Consider the following 18,943-nt stretch of genomic DNA (forward strand, 5'->3'; position numbering starts at 1 on the left):
TGGAGATTCGCCTTCAGAAGAAGTGAGAACTGAATGCGTCTGACCTCATTCTTGGCTGGGGTGGAACCGCCCGGCGAGGTAATCGGCCCGGCAGGCGTTGCGCGCGAGCTTGCCGCTTGTGGTGCGGGGAATTGCACCAGCGGCTACGAGTTTGATGTCGGCGACACGGATGTGATGCTGTCGTGCGATCGCTGCGCGCACAGCGTTGAGGATCGGGGCAGGGTCCGCGCGCCCGGCACCGGCTGCGCGTTCGGCCACGATGACGACCTGTTCTCCGGTGCGGTCATCGGACGATTCAATCGCCTCGCGGGGAACGGAGAACGCGGCGACGTACCCGCTGCGGATGGCGGCCGAGGCGTCGCTGACCGTGGTTTCGATGTCGTGGGGGTAGTGGTTGCGGCCGTCGATGATGATGAGGTCTTTGATCCGCCCGGTGAGATACAGTTCGCCGTCGATGTAAACGCCGAGGTCTCCGGTTGCCAGCCAGTATCCGTTGTCGGGGGCCCCCTCGGCGTGGCTGCCGTGTTGGAGTCGCGATTGCAGCTTATTGGCGAATACGCGCTGTGTTTCATCTGCGCGGCCGAAGTACCCGCGGCCAATATTATTACCGTGCAACCAGATTTGCCCGATCATGCGGTCGGGAACTTCGGCCCCGTCGGTGTCGGTAATCACCGCCCACTGATTGGGGATCGGTTGGCCACACGAGACGTGGGAGACGGCGCCTGGGCTTGTCGCGGCGACGGGAATCGCCCGGCCGGCGCCGAGCTGCTCACGATCCAAACAGATTGCACTCGCCTTGGCGTCTTGGGCGATGCTGGCCACCGAGAGGGTTGCTTCCGCCATTCCGTAGGACGGCTTGATCGCCGCGGCCGGCAGACCGTAGGGGGCGAAGGCGTTGGTGAATTTGTCGATGGCCGACATCGTCACCGGCTCGGATCCGTTGAGCAGGCAGACGACGTTGCTCAGGTCGAGGGTCTCGCCTTGTGGGGGGAGACCACGTTCGGCGGTCAGTTCGAAGGCGAAGTTCGGAGCGGCCGCAAACGTCCGCCCGTACCGGGCCTCAGCGCCCAGCTGCTTGATCCATCGGTAGGGCCGCCGGAGGAAGGCCATGGGGTCCATCAGCGTGATGGACTCTCCGAACAGTGCGGGGAACATGATCATTATCAGACCCATGTCGTGATACAGGGGCAGCCAGCTCACGCTACGGATTTTGAGGTCAAGTCCGCCCGCGAGGATCATCTGTATGACGTTGGTGCACACGGCGCGGTGGGTGATCTCCACCCCGGCCGGCGTGCGCGTCGACCCTGATGTGTATTGCAGATACGCCACATCATCGCTGTCACGGGTCACGTCGAAAAATGTCGCGCCCAGTGATTCTGGGACTGCATCGACGGCGATCAATCGCGGACGTGCTTGTGGTGGCAGCGTCCTGATAAACGTGCGGATCGGCTCGGCGGCCGCGGTGGTGGTCAACACTGCGGCGGGTCGAGCGTCTGCCAGCACTGCCGCTAACCGCTGGGCGTGTCCGGACAGAGTCGGCGCGAAAAGTGGGACCGCGACGTTGCCGGCGTGGATTGCGGCGAAGAAGGCAGCAACGTAGTGCAAACCTTGCGGTGCAACGATCGCCACCCGGTCACCGGGCGAGGTGACGTGTTGCAACCGGGCGCCAATCGCGCGCACTTGTGACCATAGATCGTTCCAACTCAGGTCGACGGCGAGGCCGTCGCGCACCCTGGCGTAGTCGATGAAGCGATAGGAACGCTGGTCGCCGAAAGCCGCCCGGTTGCGGTCGAGGAATGAAGTCAGGGTCACGCCCTCGGGCAGCACAATAGTGCCATCGGCAAGAACATATTCCGCGAGATCGCCAACTTCACTGCCAATGCCGTTGCGCACCAATGGATCGTCGACCACGACGAGCAGAATATAGCTGCGCTAAGGATCTGCACCCTCTCGGAGAGCAGTGAAAACCATCACACCCACTGCCGCGCGGCGTTTGTGACAGCACGCGTCTTCGGTTGGTGGACCCAGCACTGGTGGAGGGTGGCGGATATGCGGGGCGCGATCTGGTTGGAATCGATTTCCCGTCACGTCCGAACTGATTGAGTGAACTTTGCGCTGCTGCAGGCGATTCTGACAAATGTTCTTATTGGTGCCGAGCGGATGTGAGGGCCGACCCACGAGGCCGATCGGATTGAGCCGATGAAAGCCGCGCGGCGCTATTGCGCCACTTGCTACCGGGGCCCAGTTTGGCAGTGCGCCGATAGCGCAGCGGTGAAGATCTTGACGATATCCTGCAACATATCCCGCAGGTCGTCGTCGGTGATGCCGCGCAGGCGCGAGTCGGCCGCACATCCATAGATTCCGGCGGTGAGCATTGTCATGGCCACCAGATCGGAGTCGGTTCTTCGAGCGCCGAGCAGCAGATCGGTGAAGCTGTCGACAATGTGGTGGAGATCTGGGTGGGTGTTGACCAGCTCGGTCATGACCGGATCGCCGTAGACGACGTTGGCCACTTGGCGGTGTCGGATGACAAGGTCGACGACACCGCTCAGGGCGACATCGCGGCGCGCTTGCGGCGTGGGGAGCATGTCGGCGATGCGCTGAATGTGTGCGAGGTCATCGAATATCGGCTCGGCGACTGCAAGAACGATGTCGTCCTTGGACTGGAATTGGTAGTAGACCGAGGCTTTGGTAACGCCGAGCCGCGCGGCGATCATTTGGATGGAAGTGCCGCGAATGCCATGTTGGGCGAACAGCTCAAGGGCCGCGTCAAGCACGCGCTCGCGCGCGAAACCGCGAGCAGCCACTGGTTTGGCCATTCCGAACGCCTCCTTTCGTGCAGGTTACCCCCAGAACGCATGGTGACTTGGACCACCCTGACGGCGGCGACGTTGTCCCGCTCACATACTCTACCCTTCGGTTGATTGAACTCAAACGATCGTATAGGTTCAGACTGCCGACCGGCTGTTGCTGAGGGAGGCATGCGGCCGTAGGGAGGGGTTGAATTGAAAGTGCTCCAACGTGTTTGGCTGCCGTTGACGATGGTGGTGGTCATCGCCCTCGGTGGTGTGGCCGTCAGCCGGATCCGGAGCATCTTCGGCTCGGACCCGGTGCTGGTGGCGCCGATGAACTTCGCCGGAGACGCCAAGCGATTCAACCCAAAGGTGGTGCGTTACGAGGTCTCCGGTCCCGCCGGTGCGGTCGTCGACATCAACTACACCGACCTCAAAGCGCTTCCGCAGCGGGTGAGTAACGTCGCCCTGCCCTGGTCGTTGACCCTGTCCACAACAGATCCATCGGTCTCCGCGACGCTGGTCGCACAAGGTGATGCCGACTCCCTCGGCTGTCGCGTCTATGTCGATGACCAACTGCGCGCTGAGCGCGTAGTCGACGGGTACAACGCCCAGACGTACTGCATCGTGAAGTCGGCATGAGCGCGCCGGTGTCGGAGGCGGTGACCGAGGAGCTCCGGGTGCCGGTCCACCCTCGCGCGCATTTCGGGGGCATCGCGCTGGTGATGCGCAAGCTCTCGGTGCCGATCATCGTTGCCTGGATTGGGTTGGCCGTCTTCCTGAACGTCTCGACTCCGCAGCTCGAGAAGGTCGGTGAGTTGCGCTCGGTGTCGATGAGCCCGAAGGGCGCGCCCGCGGCTGTGGCGATGCAACGGATCGGGCGGGTGTTCGAGGAATACAGTTCCGACAGCTCGGCGATGATCGTGCTCGAAGGTAAGGACCGGCTGGGTCCGCAGGCGCGTGAGTATTACGGGAAGCTGGTCGCCGCCCTGCGCGCCGACACCGCGCACGTCGAGCACGTCCAGGATTTCTGGAGCGACCCGCTGACCGCCTCGGGCGTGCAAAGCGGCGACGGAAAGGCCGCGTACGCGCAGATCAACCTGGTTGGCAACCAGGGCGAGGCCAAGGCCAACGACTCGGTGGCAGCCGTGCACAAGATCATCGACCAGATCCCGGCACCCCCCGGCGTGAAGGCCTATCTCACCGGCGGTGCGGCGTTGGCCGCCGAGCAGCAAGCGATCGGCCACAGCAGCATGAAGTCCGTGGAAAAACTGACCATGGTGGTCATCGTGGTCATGCTGTTGGCGTTCTTCCGCTCCATCATCACGACCCTGCTGATCATGGCAACGCTCGGGATCAGCGTCGCAACCGTCCGCGGGACGATCGCATTCCTGGGCTATCACAACATCATCGGGCTCTCGACATTCGCCACCAGCCTCGTGGTGACGCTGGCCATCGCCATCGCGGTCGATTACGCGGTCTTCCTGATCGGCCGCTATCAGGAGGCGCGCAGCCTCGGGCAGGATCGAGAATCGGCGTACTACACCATGTTCGGCACCACGGCCCACGTCATCGTCGGCTCCGGGCTCACGATTGCGGGGGCCACGTTCTGCCTGAGCTTCACTCGGCTGCCGTACTTCCAGACACTCGGTGTGCCGTTGGCCATTGGCATGCTCGTGATGGTCGCGTTCGCGATGACCTTCGGAGCAGCGTTAGTGGTGGTGGCAAGCAAGTTTGGCCTGCTTGATCCCAAACGTGCTTTGCGCTCGCGCGGCTGGCGCAAGATCGGTGCCGCGGTGGTGCGTTGGCCCGGACCGATTCTGGCTGCCAGCCTGGCGATCTCGCTGATCGGGCTGATCGCTTTGCCCAGCTACAAAACGAGTTATGACGACCGTAAGTTTCTGCCGGCGAGCATCCCGTCGAGCCAGGGCTACGCAGCAGCCGAGCGGCACTTCGCCCCGGCCCGGCTCAACCCGGAGATGCTGATGATCGAGACGGATCACGATCTGCGGAACCCGGCCAACTTTCTGGTGATCAACAAGATCGCCAAGGCGGTGTTCAAGGTGCCCGGGATCGGGCGCGTCCAGACGATCACGCGGCCCGACGGGCAGCCCATCGACCACAGCACGATCCCCTACGCCCTGTCCCAGCAGAGCATGTTGAGCAAGCTCAATGAGCAATACCAAGGTGACCGGACGGCCGACATGCTCAAACAAGCCGCAGTCATGCAGACGAACATCGACACGATGGAGAAGATGCAAGGCATCACGGTCCAGATGGCCGAGACCACCAGCAACATGGTGACCAAGATGAAGGACATGTCCGTCACGCTCGCCCAAGTGCGCGACCAGCTGGCGAATTTCGATGACTTCTTCCGGCCGCTACGCAGCTACCTCTACTGGGAGCGCCACTGCTACGACATCCCGGTCTGCTGGGCGTTGCGTTCGATGTTCGACGCGCTCGACGGCATCGACTCGATGACCGACAGTATCCAGGACTTGATCCCGGACATGGAGCGGCTGAATTCCCTGATGCCGCAGATGGTTGCGTTGATGCCGGCCATGATCAACGCGATGAAATCGGTCAAGCAAATGATGCTGACGATGTACCAGACACAGAAGGGGATGCAGCAGCAGACCGCCGAGATGCAGCAGAATTCCCAGGCGATGGGGGAGGCGTTCGACGCAGCAAAGAACGACGACTCCTTCTATTTGCCGCCGGAAGCCTTCGACAACGCGGACTTCAAGCGTGGCATCAAGCAATTCGTGTCCCCGAACGGGAACGCGGTGCGATTCATCATCGCCCACGAGGGTGATCCGATGTCGCCAGAGGGCATCGAGAAGATCGATGCCATCAAGCAAGCCGCCAAAGAGGCGCTCAAGGGCACACCGCTGGAGGGGGCACGAATCTACCTGGGCGGCACCGCATCGACCTTCAAAGACATGGCCGACGGCACGAAGTACGATCTGATGATCGCGGGTATCGCCGCGCTCGCGCTGATCTTCCTGATCATGCTGATCATCACCCGGGCCATTATTGCGGCGGCGGTGATCGTCGGCGCGGTGGTGATGTCGTTGTGTGCTTCATTCGGCATCTCAGTACTGCTGTGGGAGCACATCATTGGGCTCGAACTGCACTGGATGGTGCTGCCCATGGCGATGATCATCCAGCTTGCCGTAGGCGCTGACTACAACCTGCTGGTGATCTCACGATTGAAGGAGGAAGTCACCGCGGGCGTCCGGACAGGCATTATCCGCACCCTGGGCGGGAGCGGTCCGGTGGTCACCGCCGCCGCGATGCTGTTCGCCTTCACGATGATGACCATGGCGGTCGGCGAGCTGCGGGTGATCGGTCAGGTCGGCACCACCATCGGCCTGGGATTGATCTTCGACACCGTGATAGTCCGGTCGTTCATGACGCCGGCGATCGCTACCCTGCTGGGGCGGTGGTACTGGTGGCCGCAGCGGGTACGGGTGCGCCCGCTGCCGGCTCCGTGGCCCAAAGTTGAGCGTTTGCAGAAGGATCCGGCGGTAGGAGTCACGCCATGAGGTGGGGGACCACATTCGTCGCGACGGCTCTCACCTCGATGCTCATGGCGGCGCCCGCGGCCGCCGATCCCGACGCCGACTTCGCCAACGAGCTGCACACCTACGGCATCTACGGGCAGCGGGACTACAACGCCTGGATCGGCAAGACCACCTGTGAGCGGCTGGACCACGGAGTCGACAAGGACGTCTATGCTTCAGCCACATTCGTCGGTAGCAACCTCGCCCATGGCACCACCGCTGGGCAAGCCTGGCAGTTCCTGGCCGCAGCGCTGAAGACCTACTGTCCCAATCAGCTTGCGCGTTTCGATGCGGCCACACAGTAGCCTGAAGGCGCGGCGACGGCCCGATTCCGCACCCCATGCTCGAAACCATCTGCACTACAAAGCAAGTCATGGCCGCCGCGCGCGACGTCGACCCGGTTTACTACGAGCGCTAGATGATGGACTACGACAACGAGTCGCCTGAGGTGCAGCGCGGCACGAGACCACTTCCACTGGTTCTACTCGATGAACTACGACGGCCGGCGAGCCAATGCAGAGCAGACCGCAACCGATGCTGTTCTATGAACAGCTCGCGTAAAACTGGGCGAAGTTGTTCTTCAACAACAAAGGTGCCGCAGCGCGTACCACCGAGATCTGCGACCGCACCCGCCCGTCCATATGTCGAGCTGAAGTTGGTAGGGCGTCCAGCGGGTTCAAGCCTTTGCTTCGCCCATGTCGACCGACGGGCGTACTGATCACAGTCGGGCAGTCCTTAGCAGATTGGGATGCAAAACAGAGGGGTGCTTAAGTGCATGACGCGTTGATGCGAGCCGGAATCCTGCAAGGCGTTCCTCCCGACGCTGCTGCCGCGCTGGCTGGCGAGCTCCAGCAGGTGTCTTTCCCGCCTAGATGCACAGTCTTCGCCGAGGGGCAGCCAGGCGTCGACCTGTACATCGTGCTGGCAGGCAAAGTGAAGATCCGCCGGGCGGCAACGGACGGCCGCGAAACATTGATTACCGTGCTGGGCCCCACCGACATGTTCGGCGAACTCGCCCTCTTCGATCCCGGGCCGAGAACCTCGACGGTGACGACATTGACCCACGTGACCGCGCTAAGGATGGATCGTCGTGCCCTTCGGGCTTGGATCGCCGCCTACCCCGACATCACACAACAGCTGTTGCGGGTGCTGGCGCGGCGGCTGCGGCGCACCAACGACACGCTATGCGACTTGATCTTCACCGATGTGCCGGGCCGGGTGGCCAAGCAACTCCTCGACCTGACCGGGCGGTTCGGAACCCGCACCGAAAAGACGCTCAGCGTTCAGCTTGGACTCACCCAGCAAGAACTCGCCCAACTGGTCGGCTCGTCCCGCGAAACGGTCAACAAAGCCCTCTCGGACTTTGCCCAACGTGGATGGATCTATCGAGAAGGCAAGACGCTAGTCATCATCGACCCGGAGAACCTTGCCCGTCGCGCCCGGTTGTGACTAGCCCCGGACTTGGAGTTCCGAACTCACCGCTTCTCAAAGGCCCATATCGCCGCTGCTCTGGGGGTGTCTCGCAATGTGTGCGTACCTGGATCAGTCGCTTTGAAACTCGCCATTGCGTGCGAGTGGGATACACCACCCGATTCGGGATCGCCGTTCAGGCGCCCGGTCAAGCTTCGCCAAAGACTCACGTTGTCCTCTGTGTCGTCACGCACCGAAGAATCGCCCACTTCGCTTGTCAACAAACGGGATCTGCCGTCTCATGCCGCCCTGAGCTGTGGGATTACCTCCTCCGACAGCCAGCGAAGCGAGTCCAAATACTCACCCAGTTCGCTCACCGGCGCGGGCGGCACCCAAGTATCGGTCACGCCCAGGGTGGCGAGTTGCCCACAAGCGTCGACGACGCGCTGCGTTTCGGCCGACGACACCGAAGCCTGGTCATCCAGGGGCACATGGCCGGTATCGTCCAAACCGATGAGCAGCGCCATCAGTGAGTAGAACACTGTCAATGGCCGACCGTCGAACTCAGCGAACGACCGAAGACGGTCAAGCTTTTCGGGTATCTGACCGGGCGGCGTCAACCATGGCGCCCACCCATCGCCGAATCGCGCTGCGCGTCGCAGTGCCGCATCGGCGTCGCCGGCGACCCACACCGTCGGATGCGGTTCTTGAATCGGTTTGGGCTCAAAGGTTATGTCAGTAAAGTTGACATATTTGCCGTCGAAGCTCGGCGCTTGGTTGTGCCATAACTCGAACATCGCAGCCAAGTACTCGTTTGCCCGCGCACCGCGCTCCTCCCAGGGGACACCGACTGCGCGGTACTCGTCAGGCTGCCATCCCAAGCCCACCGTGACGGCCGCGCGACCGCCGCTCAGCCAGTCCAGCGTGGCCAAGGACTTTGCAAGCACGATTGGATTGTGTAACGGCAAGATCGTCACCATCGAGCCAAGTTTGATTCGACTCGTCGCGCCCGCCATGATCGCTTGTGCGGTGGTCGAATGCACAAAGTGTCGTCCCGTCGTCTCTGCGTGGTCGGCAGCGACAACGAAATGTTCTGGGATCAGAAGACCTTCGAACCCGCACTCGTCGGCAACCTGTGCGATACGGACGATGTCGGCACCCGTAAGCGTCGATTCCCACGGTTGCGTGATCGCGGGCGTGTCGACACAGCCGGGCAACAAAACGTGAAACTTCACAACCTGGCTCCTGTTCCTAGGCCGATTGATGCGTCATCTCGCACAGGCCGCATTGTCGGCGCCAGCGGCCCGCTGGACCGTTCAACCACCAACTTTCACGAGCTGGTCGGTGACGATGCGGAATTCATCGTTGAGCGACAATAAGGCACTCGAAAACGTTGCCCGCATGCCAGCAGCGCGCACTCGGTGCGCTTCCAATTCCGAAGGTCTATCCCGAGCCCGGCCGACAAAGCCCGACGAGTGATCCGGGTCACTTGCATTATCAGTATAATAATTATCCCTTTGCAAAGTGTCAAATGGTGTAATCTCTGCTGCCGCAAATGATTGCGTCGGTTCCGTAGGAGAAGCAATCCCGAACGCGTGCTGCGTTTGTCCGGGCGACAACCGGGGCAGGGATGGCGGCGTACCAGCAACGGCGCCACAGACACATCGATGGGGCGCCGCCGCCGGCATACCTCTGTTGTGGTGCGCCTATTCAGCCGGCCCGCTGTACTTCTCGATCAGGGGCTGCTTGTAGAGCTTGCCCGCATCGCTGCGCGGCAGGCGGGTCTCGAAGCGGATCTGTCGCGGGCACTTGAAGTGCGCAAGCCGGCTTCGCAGCCATTCCAGCAACTCGTCGGCGAAGTCGTCGGTCGTGTGCAGGGGGTCTACTGTTTCGACCACGGCGGCGACCCGCTGGCCCATCTCGGGGTCGGGAATCCCGAAGACGGCGGCGTCCGCGACCCGCGGGTGGCTGACGAGCAGATTCTCGGCCTCCTGCGGGTAGATGTTGATGCCGCCGGAGATGATGGTGTGGTGGCGCCGATCACTGAGATAAAGGTAACCGTCCTCGTCGAGGTGTCCGACGTCGCCGACCGTCGCCCATCCGTTCGGATTGTGCGACGCGGCGGTTTTGACGGGATCATGCAGATAGTCGAACGCGAAACCGCCCTCGAAGTAGATGTCTCCGGTCTGGCCGGCGGCCAACTCGCTACCGTCCTCGCCGAGGATGTGAACCGTGCCCAGAAGCGAGCGGCCCACCGAGCCGGGATGCTGTAACCACTCATCGGCGGTGATGAAGGTAATTCCCGCGCCCTCCGAAGACGAGTAGAACTCGTCGATGATCGGACCCCACCACGCGATCATCTGCCGCTTGATCTCAGGCGGGCACGGCGCCGCGGCGTGCACAACGCGCTCAAGACTGGACAGGTCGTAGGCGTCGCGGACCTCGGCCGGCAGCTTCAACATCCGGACGAACATGGCGGGGACGAACTGCGCGTGAGTGATGCGGTAGCGCTCGATGCAGGCCAGCGCCTGCTCGGCGTCGAACCTCTCCAGCACCACCGTGGTCGCGCCGAGAGCCTGCACGCACATCGACCAGACCGACGGTGCGGTGTGGTACAGCGGGGCTGGGCTCAGGTAGACGGAATTGCCGGTGATGCCCAACGCGTTGAGCAGCGGTGTGAGTACGTTCGGTGCAACCGCGGGGGTCACATGTGGCAACTCCCGCCGAATACCTTTCGGCCGGCCGGTGGTCCCCGACGAGTACTGCAGGAGGTCACCTTCGGACTCGTCGGCAATAGGCGTGTCGGGTTCACCGGCAACGCATTCAGGATAGGAGACCCAATTGGGTGGCGTGGCCCCGGTCATCAGTCTGAGCGGGGCCGGAATGTCGGTCAGGTACTCCTCGAGCTGTTCGCACTGTGCGCTCATCGCGGCCGAGGCCACTATCGCCATGGCTTCGCTGTCGGTCAGGATGTAGCCCATTTCGGAGGGCGTCAGGTGTGTGTTCACCGGTACGTAGTAGAGGCCGGCGCGCCGGGCGGACCACATGACGACGTGCATGTGCTCGTTGTTCTCCATGACAAGCGCGACGGTGTCGCCCTCGCGCACTCCGTGCCGGCGCCAATGGTGCGCTAGCCGGTTCGCTCGCGCCTCGAGTTCTGCGAAGGTCAGCCGAAGCCCCGACGGGTCGAGCACGATCGCCGGTTTGGTCGACGACGTGTGCTCGCGAATCTGCATCGTGCTACCGATCCGCCGGGTCCTCGACGAGCGTCAGCAGCGCCGCACGTTCATCCTCGGTCCACGGACGAGATCCCCGTCGGTCCGAGTGGAGTACGACCTGGACTGTTCGGACCGTCGCGCATTTGCGTCCTTCGTGGGTCGCGATCACGTTGACCGTCGTCAACGAGGAGGTACCAATGGATTCGACTATCGAGGTCACGCACACGACATCGGAGATCTCGACTGGGCTGTGGTAGTCGATGCCGTTGTGCACGACAACGATCTGCCCCCACGCATCGGGTAGCGTGGCCATTAGATAGCGTGCCCGCGCCTCTTCGGCGTAGACCAGGAACACGTTGTTGTTGACATGTCCGACCGGGTCGAGGTCCGTCCAACGTGGCTCGATCCGCAACGGTGGCGGCAGGGCTGTCATAGCCAAATAATCTACCTGTATATGCTTGGGATATCGGCGGCGCCACCAATCCGGAACCGGGGTGGAGGCGACCACCATCACAATGATATAACTATATAGTGCATTGATGTGGCGCTCGCCCACTGGAAAGGGATCGCTCATGACTCAGGTGGCCGCGATCGGCACCTACCGGCCGCCATGGATAACTGGCGGTCGTCGGGTACGTGGTCCCGACGAGGACGCGGTCACCATGGCCGTGGCCGCCGGCCGGGCCGCTCTCGCAGGGACACCGGCCCGGCGAGTGGTGCTGGTCTCCCGGAACTTCCCCCTGATCGAAGGCGGTAACGGTGCGGTGCTGCTGGCCGGCCTGGGACTGCCCGCGGACACCTGCGCCGTCGAGGTCCTCGGCGGGGCACCGGCGGTGCTGGATCAAATCGTCGCGGCCACTCCGGGCACGCTGGTGATCGCCGCCGACGACGACGCTCGGTACGCCGGCGCGGCGGCGCTGTTGACCGGGAACGACGGTGCGACGCTCGATCCCGTCGGCCGAGTCACGCGAAGCCTGCCGATGATCGCCCGCGGCGACGACGGATCGCGGCACGACTACGCCGACCCGCGGTTGGAGCGTGAGTCGGGCGTGCGAGCGACCTTCGCCCGTCTCGGCATGGCACCGGGCGCCCGCGTCGCGGCCGTCGCGGGGGCGAAGCCCGCGGTGCTCGGTGCCGACCTCAACGCCGCGTCGGCGTCTGTCGACTCGACGGCGGCGGGTAGCGTGCTGATTGGATTGATTGCCGACGCGCTCGACGCCGGCACGACGGGTCTGGTGATCGCCGTGGAGCAGGCGACTATCAGCGTCGCCGAACTCGCGGGTGCCGGCGCCGTACGTGTCGCGCGTGACGAGATGGAGCCGCGGGAGCTGCCGCCGACGAAGACAGCCGACGGCGTAGGCATTCCGATATCGATGCCGGCTTATGCGCGAGCATTCGAGGCCAAGATCCGCTGGGAGGCAGCCGTGTTCGACGAACGCCCTGGCATCGACGGCAACCCCCAGTTTCCGCCGCGCCGCCGCGTGGATGAGTCGGGAACACTAGCCGCGCAGTACCGGCTGGAGCCGCTACCGCGCACCGGCGCCGTCTATACCCACACGACCGTACGGATTCCGGTGCCCGATCTGCCCGGTCCTTACTCGCTGGCGGTGGTGGCTCTGGATAACAGCCCGGTACGGGTCCTGTTGAAGGTCACCGGAAACCCGGCTGGCGAGGTGACGATCGGTCAGTCCGGATCAGTGGTGTTGCGCAGGATCGCGACCCGCGCGGGCGTGCCTGACTATGGATACATGTTCTGGCCGGGTCGCCCGGCCGAGGAGGTGTCGGCATGAGGAACGTGGCGATCGTCGGTGCCGGGATGACGCCGTTTGGCGAGCACTTCGACCTGGGTATCAAAGACCTGATTCCGATGGCTTATGCCGAAGCGGCGTGCAGGGTAGACAAGGGCATCAGTAAGCCGGAGATTGAGGCGGCGTGGTTCGGAGAACTGGCCACCACTGACGGGTTCCCGTCCGGGATCCTGGCCGACACGCTGGACCTCACTGGCATACCGGTCACTCGGGTCGAGAACGCCTGTGCTACAGGCAATGACGCGATCCGCAACGGTGTGATGGCCATCGCCGCGGGATGGTACGACGTGGTGCTGGTCGTCGGCGCCGACAAGGTCCGCGAGACGGCGTCGAACACGACGTTCTGGGACTGGGCGGCGATGACGCGCGACAACGCCTGGGACTACCCGTTGGGTCTCGTCGCGCCCGCCAACTTCGCCCTCCATGTGACTCGGTACCTGTACGAGTCTCCGGCCACCAGGGAGCACATGGCGATGGTGTCGGTGAAGAACCACTACCACGCGCTGACGAATCCGAAGGCTCAGTTGCGCTATGAGATCACCGTCGAGCAGGCGCTCACCGCACCGATCGTGGTGGAGCCATTCGGCCTGTACGACTGCACGCCGCAGAGCGATGGTGCCGCCGCGGTGATCCTCGCCGCCGAGGACGTCGCCGACAGATACACCGATCAGCCAGTGTGGGTGCGCGGGGTCGGACTGGGCATGGACAGGGTAATGCATCAGCACAAGCTCGACATGACCACGTTCCCGCCTACCGTGCGGGCCGCGAAGGCTGCCATGACGATGGCCGGCGTCACCCCGCGCGATATCGACGTTGCTGAAGTGCACGACTGTTTCAGCGGTGTCGAGTTGATCAGCTACGAGGATCTCGGCTTCGCGGAGAGGTTCGAGGCCTACAAGCTGATCGAGGGCAAAGACACCTATGTCGGCGGTCCGATCCCGGTCAATCCCAGTGGGGGACTGAAGGCCAAAGGGCATCCGCCGGGAGCCACCGGTGTCGCGCAGTGTTATGAATTGTTCAATCAGCTTCGCGGACAAGCCGAGAACCAAGTCGACGGCGCACGAATTGCACTGGCGCACAACATCGGCGGCCCGACCGCCGTATCGGCAGTGACTATCCTCTCCACTGACAAAAACTGACAGGAGCGCCATGACGACGACCGAAAGTGCCACGTTGACCGGGTACGAGGAGTTCGCTCCCGAGCTTCTTGTCGAGAAGATCGGCGCCGTACACGTCGTGCGGATCAATCGCCCCGAGGCGTTCAACGCCGTCGACGAAGCCGTACATCACGCGTTTGCGACAATCTGGCGCAAACTCGCCGCGGATGACGACGTGCGTGCCGTCGTCACCACCGGTGTGGGCAAGGCGTTCTCGGCCGGCGGCGACATGGTGATGTTCGGCCGTCTGATCGAGGACCCCGCCGCCCGGCAGTTTCAGATTCAGGAAGCGCGCACGGTGTTCCTCGAAGTGATCGGCTTCCCCAAGCCGTTGGTGTCGGCGGTGAACGGACCGGCCGTCGGCCTGGGGTGTTCGATCGCGCTCCTGAGCGACTTCTTGGTGATGGGGGACAGCAGCTACCTAGCCGACCCACACGTTGCGGTTGGCCTCGTCGCGGGGGACGGCGGCGCGGCGATGCTGCCATTGCTCATCGGACTGATGAAGGCCAAGGAGTATGTCCTTCTCGGGGACCGCATCACCGCAGCCGACGCAGACAAACTCAACCTGGTCACCAAGATTGCCGCCGACGACGCCGTGCTCGATGAGGCGCTCGCGCTCGGCGAGAAACTCGCTTCATTACCGCCGCAGGCGTTGCGCGCCACCAAGGTTGCGATGAATATGCATCTTTCCCGCGCCGCTTTAGGTGTGCTGGAGTACGCGTTGGCCGAGGAGTACACGTCGTTTTCCACCCCGGAGTTCCAGGAGCGGGTGGCTGCCTTCCGCAGCCGGTCGCAACGGAAGTAGCAGCGGGGCGGCCTATTCGAGAAGGTCGACGACGGTCGACAATTCCGCGCCGCTGAGGACAAACTCCTCGGTCTTGCGAAGGTGGCGCTGCCACAGCTCGCCGGCCTTGTCGGCCTGGCCCGCCTTGATGAGTTCCAATAGCATGCGATGCGTCTTAGCCGACCGGCGAACCGCCTGTTGCGCCCTGCTGTTGTCGGTCGGTTGAAGCGAGCGGTTCGCGGTCTCGACGATGTGGTGCAGCATGGAACTGACGATCTGTAACGTCTTGTTGCCCGACAACCTGGCGATGGCCGCGTGGAAGTCGGTCAGCGTATCGATCGCCGCCGTGCCTGGCGTCAGCGCGGCCTCTCGCTCAACGATCGCCTCCAGCTCGGCGATGACGTCGGACTTGCGGTCCTTGGCCAGCTGAACGACCATCGGCGCCTCGAGCTCGACGCGCGCGTCGTAGACGTCCTTGAGCGTGACCCCCTCGTACTCGAGGATGAGGCCGGCGTACCGCGCCAGCGTCTCCCGCCGCGGCCGAGTGACCCGAGCACCCCCGCGGACACCGCGCTGGATGGTGATCAACGACTCCGACTCGAGGACGCGGAATGCCTCCCGTAGCGTGGGTCGGGATACGCCGAAGCGCGCCATGAGCTCCGATTCGGGCGGCAGCATCGTGCCCTCGGCGAGTTCGCCTCGGATGAACATCTTGCGAAGGATGGCGGCGACCCGTTCGGCCATCTTCGGCTCGCGAAGATTGGTGACCTCCACGGCGCACCCCTTCGTTGTCGTAGCAGTCAGTAACCCATCGCCCGGCCGACCAGATCTTTCATGATCTCAGTCGTGCCTGCGTACAGCCGCTGGACGCGGGAATCCCGCCACAGCCGGGCGATCTCGTACTCGTTGATGTAGCCATAGCCGCCGTGCAATTGCAGGCAGCGGTCGATGATTTCCCACTGCACTTCCGAGGTCCACCACTTCAGGCCGGCGGCGTCCTCGTCACTGAGCGTGCCGTCGTTTACCGACAGCACGCACTGGTCCAGATAGCACTGCGCCGCATCCAATTTCGTCTGCATCTCGGCGAGGAAATGACGGTTCACCTGGAACGTGCCGATCGGTTGTCCGAACGCCGTGCGCTCCGACGCGTACGCCTTGGTCAGATCGAGCGCTCTGCGGGCCGCGGGCAACGCATAGCATGCGACGCCGACCCGCTCGCTGGGAAGGTTCGATACGAGGTGATAGAAGCCGCGGTTCAGCTCGCCCACCAGATTCTGCTTGGGCACGCGCACGTCCTCGAAGAACAGTTCCGCGGTGTCGGCGGAATACTGGCCGATCTTGTCGAGCTTGCGGCCCCGGGTGAAACCCTCCATCCCGTCCTCGATCATCAGCAGGCTGATGCCCTTATGCCGCGCGGACGGGTCCGTCTTGACGGCGGTCAAGACCAGCTTTGACTGCAGCCCGTTGCTGATGAAGGTCTTCTGCCCGTTGACGATCCAGTGGTCACCGTCGTCGCGCGCCGTCGTCTTGATGCCGGCCAGATCCGATCCGGCACCGGGCTCGGACATCGCGATCGAGCCGATGTACTCGCCTGCGATGAACTTCGGCAGCCAGCGTTCCTTCTGTTCCTCCGTGGTGAGTCGATCCAGATACGGCACCAGGATGTCGTTCTGCACCCCGAGACCGATACCGACCGAGCCGGTCATGAACATCTCCTCGGAGATGATCTGGTTGAAGCGGAAGTCTTTGACGCCCAGCCCGCCGTACTTCGGGTCGAACTCCCAACCGATCAGGCCGTGTTCGCCGGCAGCCAACCAGGCTTCGCGACTTACCTTGCCGTCGCGCTCCCAGTCGTCGACGTATGGCACGCACTCGCGTTCGAAGAACCGACGTGCGGTCGCCCGGAAATCGTCGTGAACTTCCTCGAAGATGTTGCGGCGCATCGACTTCCTTCGATCCAGGCTAGGTCCAGGAGATGAGGTTGGGCAGGGCCCGGTCGCCCGCGTCCACGTCGAACAGGTACCCGGCCAGCTCGGTTTCCAGCCGGTCGTGATCACCGCACAGGGCGTCGAGCTGGAATCCCCGCGATACGTAGCGGTGCAGCCGGTGCTCGGCCGTCAGGCCGATCGCACCGCAGACCTGTAGCGCAACGTCGACGACGGTGCGATGCGCCCGTCCGGCGGCCGTCTTGGCGGCGAGTGCGGACAGGCGCCCGCCGAAGCGCCACGACTGGTCGAGAAGGGCTCGAGCCCCGGCGATCTGTGCGGCAGCCTCAGCGAGCGCGTGCCGGGGAGACTGCAGCGATCCGATCGAGACACCGAATTGCCGACGGGCACCCACCTGCTCCGTCGCGATATCGAGTGCGCGCGTGGCAAGGGACAGCAGCTCGGTGCTGAGCGCTCTCTGGGCGGCTGCGACGGCACGGCGCCACTCGTCCGTCGCCTTGGTGAGGGTGATGTCCAGCGGACCCTTGACCCTGGTCCAGTGTACTGACGGGTCGAAGGTGTCGATGCGCTCTGCGTGCAGCAGGTCGGCATCGACCACGCCGATCGACACCGTGCCGAGTTCACCGGAGACGGGCACGATCAGCCGCCCGGCGGGCGGCCCGAGCACCATTCCGGTGATGCGGTTTCCGCCGGACGCCGGGGCGGACCCATTCGCCGGCTCGGGCAGCACCAGTCCGTCTACGGCGCCGTCGAAGAGCGCGGCGAGCTCGGCGATCATCACGCGGGTAAGGCAATTCGTCGTGGCCAGCGACCTGCCCTGCGCATCGAAGAGCAGGGCGGTTGCGGCGATCGGGTACTCGGCTTCGATCTCATCCCAGCCGAGTGGCTGCAACTCTGGCTCGATCGGGACATGAGCATGCCGCCCGGCGATGTCCTCGAAGAGTCGTGACACGGCTTCGGAGACCATGGTCCACGACTCGTCGAGCGCTTCGTCGTCCGCATGAATGGGGGCGGTCATCGCTTCTCCTTCGGCAGCCCGAGCAGATGATCGGCGATGATGCCCCGCTGAACCTCGGCGGCGCCGCCCATGATGGTGGCCGCGCGGGAGTACCACCACTCGGCCCGCGCGGTGTCGAGTTCATTCGACTTCGGTCCCGACGGCCCCGCTATCATCCAACTGCGTCGGACGTCGAGAATCAGGTCGTTGGCGGTTTTCTCCGCCTGTCCGAACAACAGCTTGTCCACGCTGCTGTCCGGCCCGATGAGCTCGCCCCGCGCGATCCGGCGCACGGTCGCGGCGGTGCGGGCTTGGGCGGCCGCCACATCGACATACACCCGCGCGAAGCGCTTGCGCATCTCGCCGGACGCTCCGTCGGCGACCATGTGGGTGCGCAGCCGGCCGAGCTCCGTCAGCACCTTGTTGAGCACCGCGTAGCCGTACATGCCGCGTTCAAATTGCATGAGGAACATCGTCAGCGCCCAACCGCTTCCGACGTCGCCGAGCAGGCGTTCCCGCGGGACGCGAACGTCATCGAAGAAAACCTCGGCGACCTCCCGTCGCCCGCTCGCGAGCGCGATGGGCCGCACCGTCACCCCCGGAGTGTCGGTGTCGACGAACAGCATCGTCAGGCCGCGGTGACGCGACTCCGGGTCGCCGGTGCGCACCAGCAGGAAAAGGCGTTTGGCCGTGCCTCCCTGACTGGTCCAGATCTTCTGGCCGTTGACGACGAATCCGCCGGTGCCGTCGTCGACCGCCCTGGTACGCAACGATGCCAGGTCGCTGCCCGACTCGGGTTCGGAGAAACCCTGTCCCCACCATTCGTTGCCGGCCAGGTAGTCGGGTAGATGGCGCTCCGCCAGTTGTGGGGCGTACTTGAGCAGGGCTGGCCCCATGACTTCGAGCGACCACTGCTGAGCCGGAATGGGAATCATCGCGAATCCCAGTTCCTCGTAGTACAAGGCGCGATGGATCGCGTCGCCGCCGAAGCCACCCATGGCCTGGGGCCAGCCCCAGCGGTTCCAGCCATCCTCGAAGAGTCGTGCCATTACCTCGCTGTCGTGCGCCATCTGGTCTTCGGCGTTGTCGAACACGGCCGTCCGCCAGAGGGCCGCCTCGGAGGACTCGCGCAGATAGTGCCGGAAGTCCAGCCGGAACCGGGCGACATCGGTCACGTAGCCGGTGGTAATGCCTCCCGGCACGGACTGCGTCGAATGTGACATCGAGATTCCTTACGCTCCAGACACTCGGCAGGATGATTAATC

At 63.7% G+C, this 18,943-nt stretch carries 18 protein-coding genes; 9 read left to right on the forward strand and 9 right to left on the reverse strand.

Annotated elements, in window-relative coordinates:
- Positions 1-45 precede the first annotated feature (45 nt).
- Positions 46-1,893 (reverse strand): fatty acyl-AMP ligase, encoded by a 1,848-nt coding sequence (locus tag A5692_RS09720; protein WP_068055130.1) that lies wholly within the window; start codon positions 1,891-1,893, stop codon positions 46-48.
- 338 nt (positions 1,894-2,231) lie between these two features.
- Positions 2,232-2,819, reverse strand: a complete 588-nt coding sequence (locus A5692_RS09725) for a TetR/AcrR family transcriptional regulator (protein ID WP_067926030.1) — start codon at positions 2,817-2,819, stop codon at positions 2,232-2,234.
- 222 nt (positions 2,820-3,041) lie between these two features.
- Here A5692_RS09725 and A5692_RS09730 point away from each other — a divergent pair, with 222 nt between their 5' ends.
- The 6 genes from A5692_RS09730 to A5692_RS09745 all read left to right on the forward strand — a co-directional run bounded on the left by A5692_RS09730 (position 3,042) and on the right by A5692_RS09745 (position 7,807).
- The gene (locus A5692_RS09730) at positions 3,042-3,434 is read left to right on the forward strand and encodes an MmpS family transport accessory protein (protein WP_067926027.1); all 393 of its coding nucleotides are present in this window, start codon (positions 3,042-3,044) and stop codon (positions 3,432-3,434) included.
- A complete protein-coding gene (locus A5692_RS09735) occupies positions 3,431-6,340 on the forward strand; it encodes an RND family transporter (RefSeq protein WP_068055093.1) in 2,910 nt (969 codons plus the stop codon). The genes A5692_RS09730 and A5692_RS09735 overlap by 4 nt, the downstream gene beginning before the upstream one ends.
- Positions 6,337-6,663, forward strand: a complete 327-nt coding sequence (locus tag A5692_RS09740; RefSeq protein WP_067926022.1) for a DUF732 domain-containing protein — start codon at positions 6,337-6,339, stop codon at positions 6,661-6,663. Before A5692_RS09735 ends, A5692_RS09740 begins: the two co-directional genes overlap by 4 nt.
- 35 nt (positions 6,664-6,698) lie before the next feature.
- Positions 6,699-6,776: a DUF5078 domain-containing protein gene (locus A5692_RS30375; protein WP_369829013.1), complete on the forward strand. Its 78-nt coding sequence runs from the start codon at positions 6,699-6,701 to the stop codon at positions 6,774-6,776.
- Positions 6,777-6,846: 70 nt separating this feature from the next.
- Positions 6,847-6,906 (forward strand): hypothetical protein, encoded by a 60-nt coding sequence (locus A5692_RS30380; RefSeq protein WP_369829012.1) that lies wholly within the window; start codon positions 6,847-6,849, stop codon positions 6,904-6,906.
- A gap of 238 nt (positions 6,907-7,144) precedes the next feature.
- Positions 7,145-7,807 carry a Crp/Fnr family transcriptional regulator gene (locus tag A5692_RS09745; RefSeq protein WP_369829011.1) on the forward strand — a complete coding sequence of 221 codons (663 nt, stop codon included), beginning with the start codon at positions 7,145-7,147 and terminating at the stop codon, positions 7,805-7,807.
- 260 nt (positions 7,808-8,067) lie between these two features.
- Here A5692_RS09745 and A5692_RS09750 read toward each other — a convergent pair whose 3' ends face one another.
- The 3 genes from A5692_RS09750 to A5692_RS09760 all read right to left on the reverse strand — a co-directional run bounded on the left by A5692_RS09750 (position 8,068) and on the right by A5692_RS09760 (position 11,419).
- The gene (locus A5692_RS09750) at positions 8,068-9,003 is read right to left on the reverse strand and encodes a TIGR03619 family F420-dependent LLM class oxidoreductase (RefSeq protein WP_067926016.1); all 936 of its coding nucleotides are present in this window, start codon (positions 9,001-9,003) and stop codon (positions 8,068-8,070) included.
- Positions 9,004-9,474: 471 nt separating this feature from the next.
- Positions 9,475-11,004, reverse strand: coding sequence for a fatty-acid--CoA ligase FadD4 (fadD4, locus tag A5692_RS09755; protein WP_067926014.1), 1,530 nt, complete (start codon positions 11,002-11,004; stop codon positions 9,475-9,477).
- Positions 11,005-11,008: 4 nt separating this feature from the next.
- Positions 11,009-11,419: a thioesterase family protein gene (locus A5692_RS09760; protein ID WP_067926013.1), complete on the reverse strand. Its 411-nt coding sequence runs from the start codon at positions 11,417-11,419 to the stop codon at positions 11,009-11,011.
- Positions 11,420-11,558: 139 nt separating this feature from the next.
- Between A5692_RS09760 and A5692_RS09765 the strand changes: the two genes are divergently transcribed.
- Genes A5692_RS09765 through A5692_RS09775 form a run of 3 tightly spaced genes read left to right on the forward strand, consistent with a single transcriptional unit; the run spans position 11,559 to position 14,756 of the window.
- Positions 11,559-12,776 carry a Zn-ribbon domain-containing OB-fold protein gene (locus A5692_RS09765; protein WP_067926010.1) on the forward strand — a complete coding sequence of 406 codons (1,218 nt, stop codon included), beginning with the start codon at positions 11,559-11,561 and terminating at the stop codon, positions 12,774-12,776.
- Positions 12,773-13,933 carry a beta-ketoacyl synthase N-terminal-like domain-containing protein gene (locus A5692_RS09770; RefSeq protein WP_067926008.1) on the forward strand — a complete coding sequence of 387 codons (1,161 nt, stop codon included), beginning with the start codon at positions 12,773-12,775 and terminating at the stop codon, positions 13,931-13,933. Before A5692_RS09765 ends, A5692_RS09770 begins: the two co-directional genes overlap by 4 nt.
- Before the next feature lie 10 nt (positions 13,934-13,943).
- Positions 13,944-14,756: an enoyl-CoA hydratase/isomerase family protein gene (locus A5692_RS09775; protein ID WP_067926006.1), complete on the forward strand. Its 813-nt coding sequence runs from the start codon at positions 13,944-13,946 to the stop codon at positions 14,754-14,756.
- Positions 14,757-14,768: 12 nt separating this feature from the next.
- On the opposite strand, the gene A5692_RS09780 is transcribed toward A5692_RS09775, so the two are convergent.
- From A5692_RS09780 to A5692_RS09795, 4 genes are read right to left on the reverse strand one after another with little or no spacing between them, the layout of a single operon-like run.
- Positions 14,769-15,509, reverse strand: coding sequence for a FadR/GntR family transcriptional regulator (locus A5692_RS09780; RefSeq protein WP_067926004.1), 741 nt, complete (start codon positions 15,507-15,509; stop codon positions 14,769-14,771).
- 26 nt (positions 15,510-15,535) lie between these two features.
- The gene (locus A5692_RS09785) at positions 15,536-16,678 is read right to left on the reverse strand and encodes an acyl-CoA dehydrogenase family protein (RefSeq protein ID WP_067926002.1); all 1,143 of its coding nucleotides are present in this window, start codon (positions 16,676-16,678) and stop codon (positions 15,536-15,538) included.
- Between the two features lie 19 nt (positions 16,679-16,697).
- Entirely contained in the window at positions 16,698-17,699 is a 1,002-nt protein-coding gene (locus A5692_RS09790; protein ID WP_068055096.1) for an acyl-CoA dehydrogenase family protein, read from the reverse strand.
- Entirely contained in the window at positions 17,696-18,901 is a 1,206-nt protein-coding gene (locus A5692_RS09795; protein ID WP_067925998.1) for an acyl-CoA dehydrogenase family protein, read from the reverse strand. Before A5692_RS09795 ends, A5692_RS09790 begins: the two co-directional genes overlap by 4 nt.
- Positions 18,902-18,943 lie beyond the last annotated feature (42 nt).

This window comes from Mycobacterium sp. E342, assembly GCF_001667665.1.
Lineage (GTDB): Bacteria > Actinomycetota > Actinomycetes > Mycobacteriales > Mycobacteriaceae > Mycobacterium.

What these genes read in the sequence shown, in the direction of transcription:
- A5692_RS09725 (WP_067926030.1), bottom strand. Translation starts at nt 2,819, where the DNA reads ATGGCCAAACCAGTGGCTGCTCGCGGTTTCGCGCGCGAGCGCGTGCTT.
- A5692_RS09730 (WP_067926027.1), top strand. Translation starts at nt 3,042, where the DNA reads ATGGTGGTGGTCATCGCCCTCGGTGGTGTGGCCGTCAGCCGGATCCGG.
- A5692_RS09735 (WP_068055093.1), top strand. Translation starts at nt 3,431, where the DNA reads ATGAGCGCGCCGGTGTCGGAGGCGGTGACCGAGGAGCTCCGGGTGCCG.
- A5692_RS09740 (WP_067926022.1), top strand. Translation starts at nt 6,337, where the DNA reads ATGAGGTGGGGGACCACATTCGTCGCGACGGCTCTCACCTCGATGCTC.
- A5692_RS30375 (WP_369829013.1), top strand. Translation starts at nt 6,699, where the DNA reads ATGCTCGAAACCATCTGCACTACAAAGCAAGTCATGGCCGCCGCGCGC.
- A5692_RS09745 (WP_369829011.1), top strand. Translation starts at nt 7,145, where the DNA reads ATGCGAGCCGGAATCCTGCAAGGCGTTCCTCCCGACGCTGCTGCCGCG.
- fadD4 (WP_067926014.1), bottom strand. Translation starts at nt 11,004, where the DNA reads ATGCAGATTCGCGAGCACACGTCGTCGACCAAACCGGCGATCGTGCTC.
- A5692_RS09760 (WP_067926013.1), bottom strand. Translation starts at nt 11,419, where the DNA reads ATGACAGCCCTGCCGCCACCGTTGCGGATCGAGCCACGTTGGACGGAC.
- A5692_RS09765 (WP_067926010.1), top strand. Translation starts at nt 11,559, where the DNA reads ATGACTCAGGTGGCCGCGATCGGCACCTACCGGCCGCCATGGATAACT.
- A5692_RS09770 (WP_067926008.1), top strand. Translation starts at nt 12,773, where the DNA reads ATGAGGAACGTGGCGATCGTCGGTGCCGGGATGACGCCGTTTGGCGAG.
- A5692_RS09775 (WP_067926006.1), top strand. Translation starts at nt 13,944, where the DNA reads ATGACGACGACCGAAAGTGCCACGTTGACCGGGTACGAGGAGTTCGCT.
- A5692_RS09785 (WP_067926002.1), bottom strand. Translation starts at nt 16,678, where the DNA reads ATGCGCCGCAACATCTTCGAGGAAGTTCACGACGATTTCCGGGCGACC.
- A5692_RS09790 (WP_068055096.1), bottom strand. Translation starts at nt 17,699, where the DNA reads ATGACCGCCCCCATTCATGCGGACGACGAAGCGCTCGACGAGTCGTGG.
- A5692_RS09795 (WP_067925998.1), bottom strand. Translation starts at nt 18,901, where the DNA reads ATGTCACATTCGACGCAGTCCGTGCCGGGAGGCATTACCACCGGCTAC.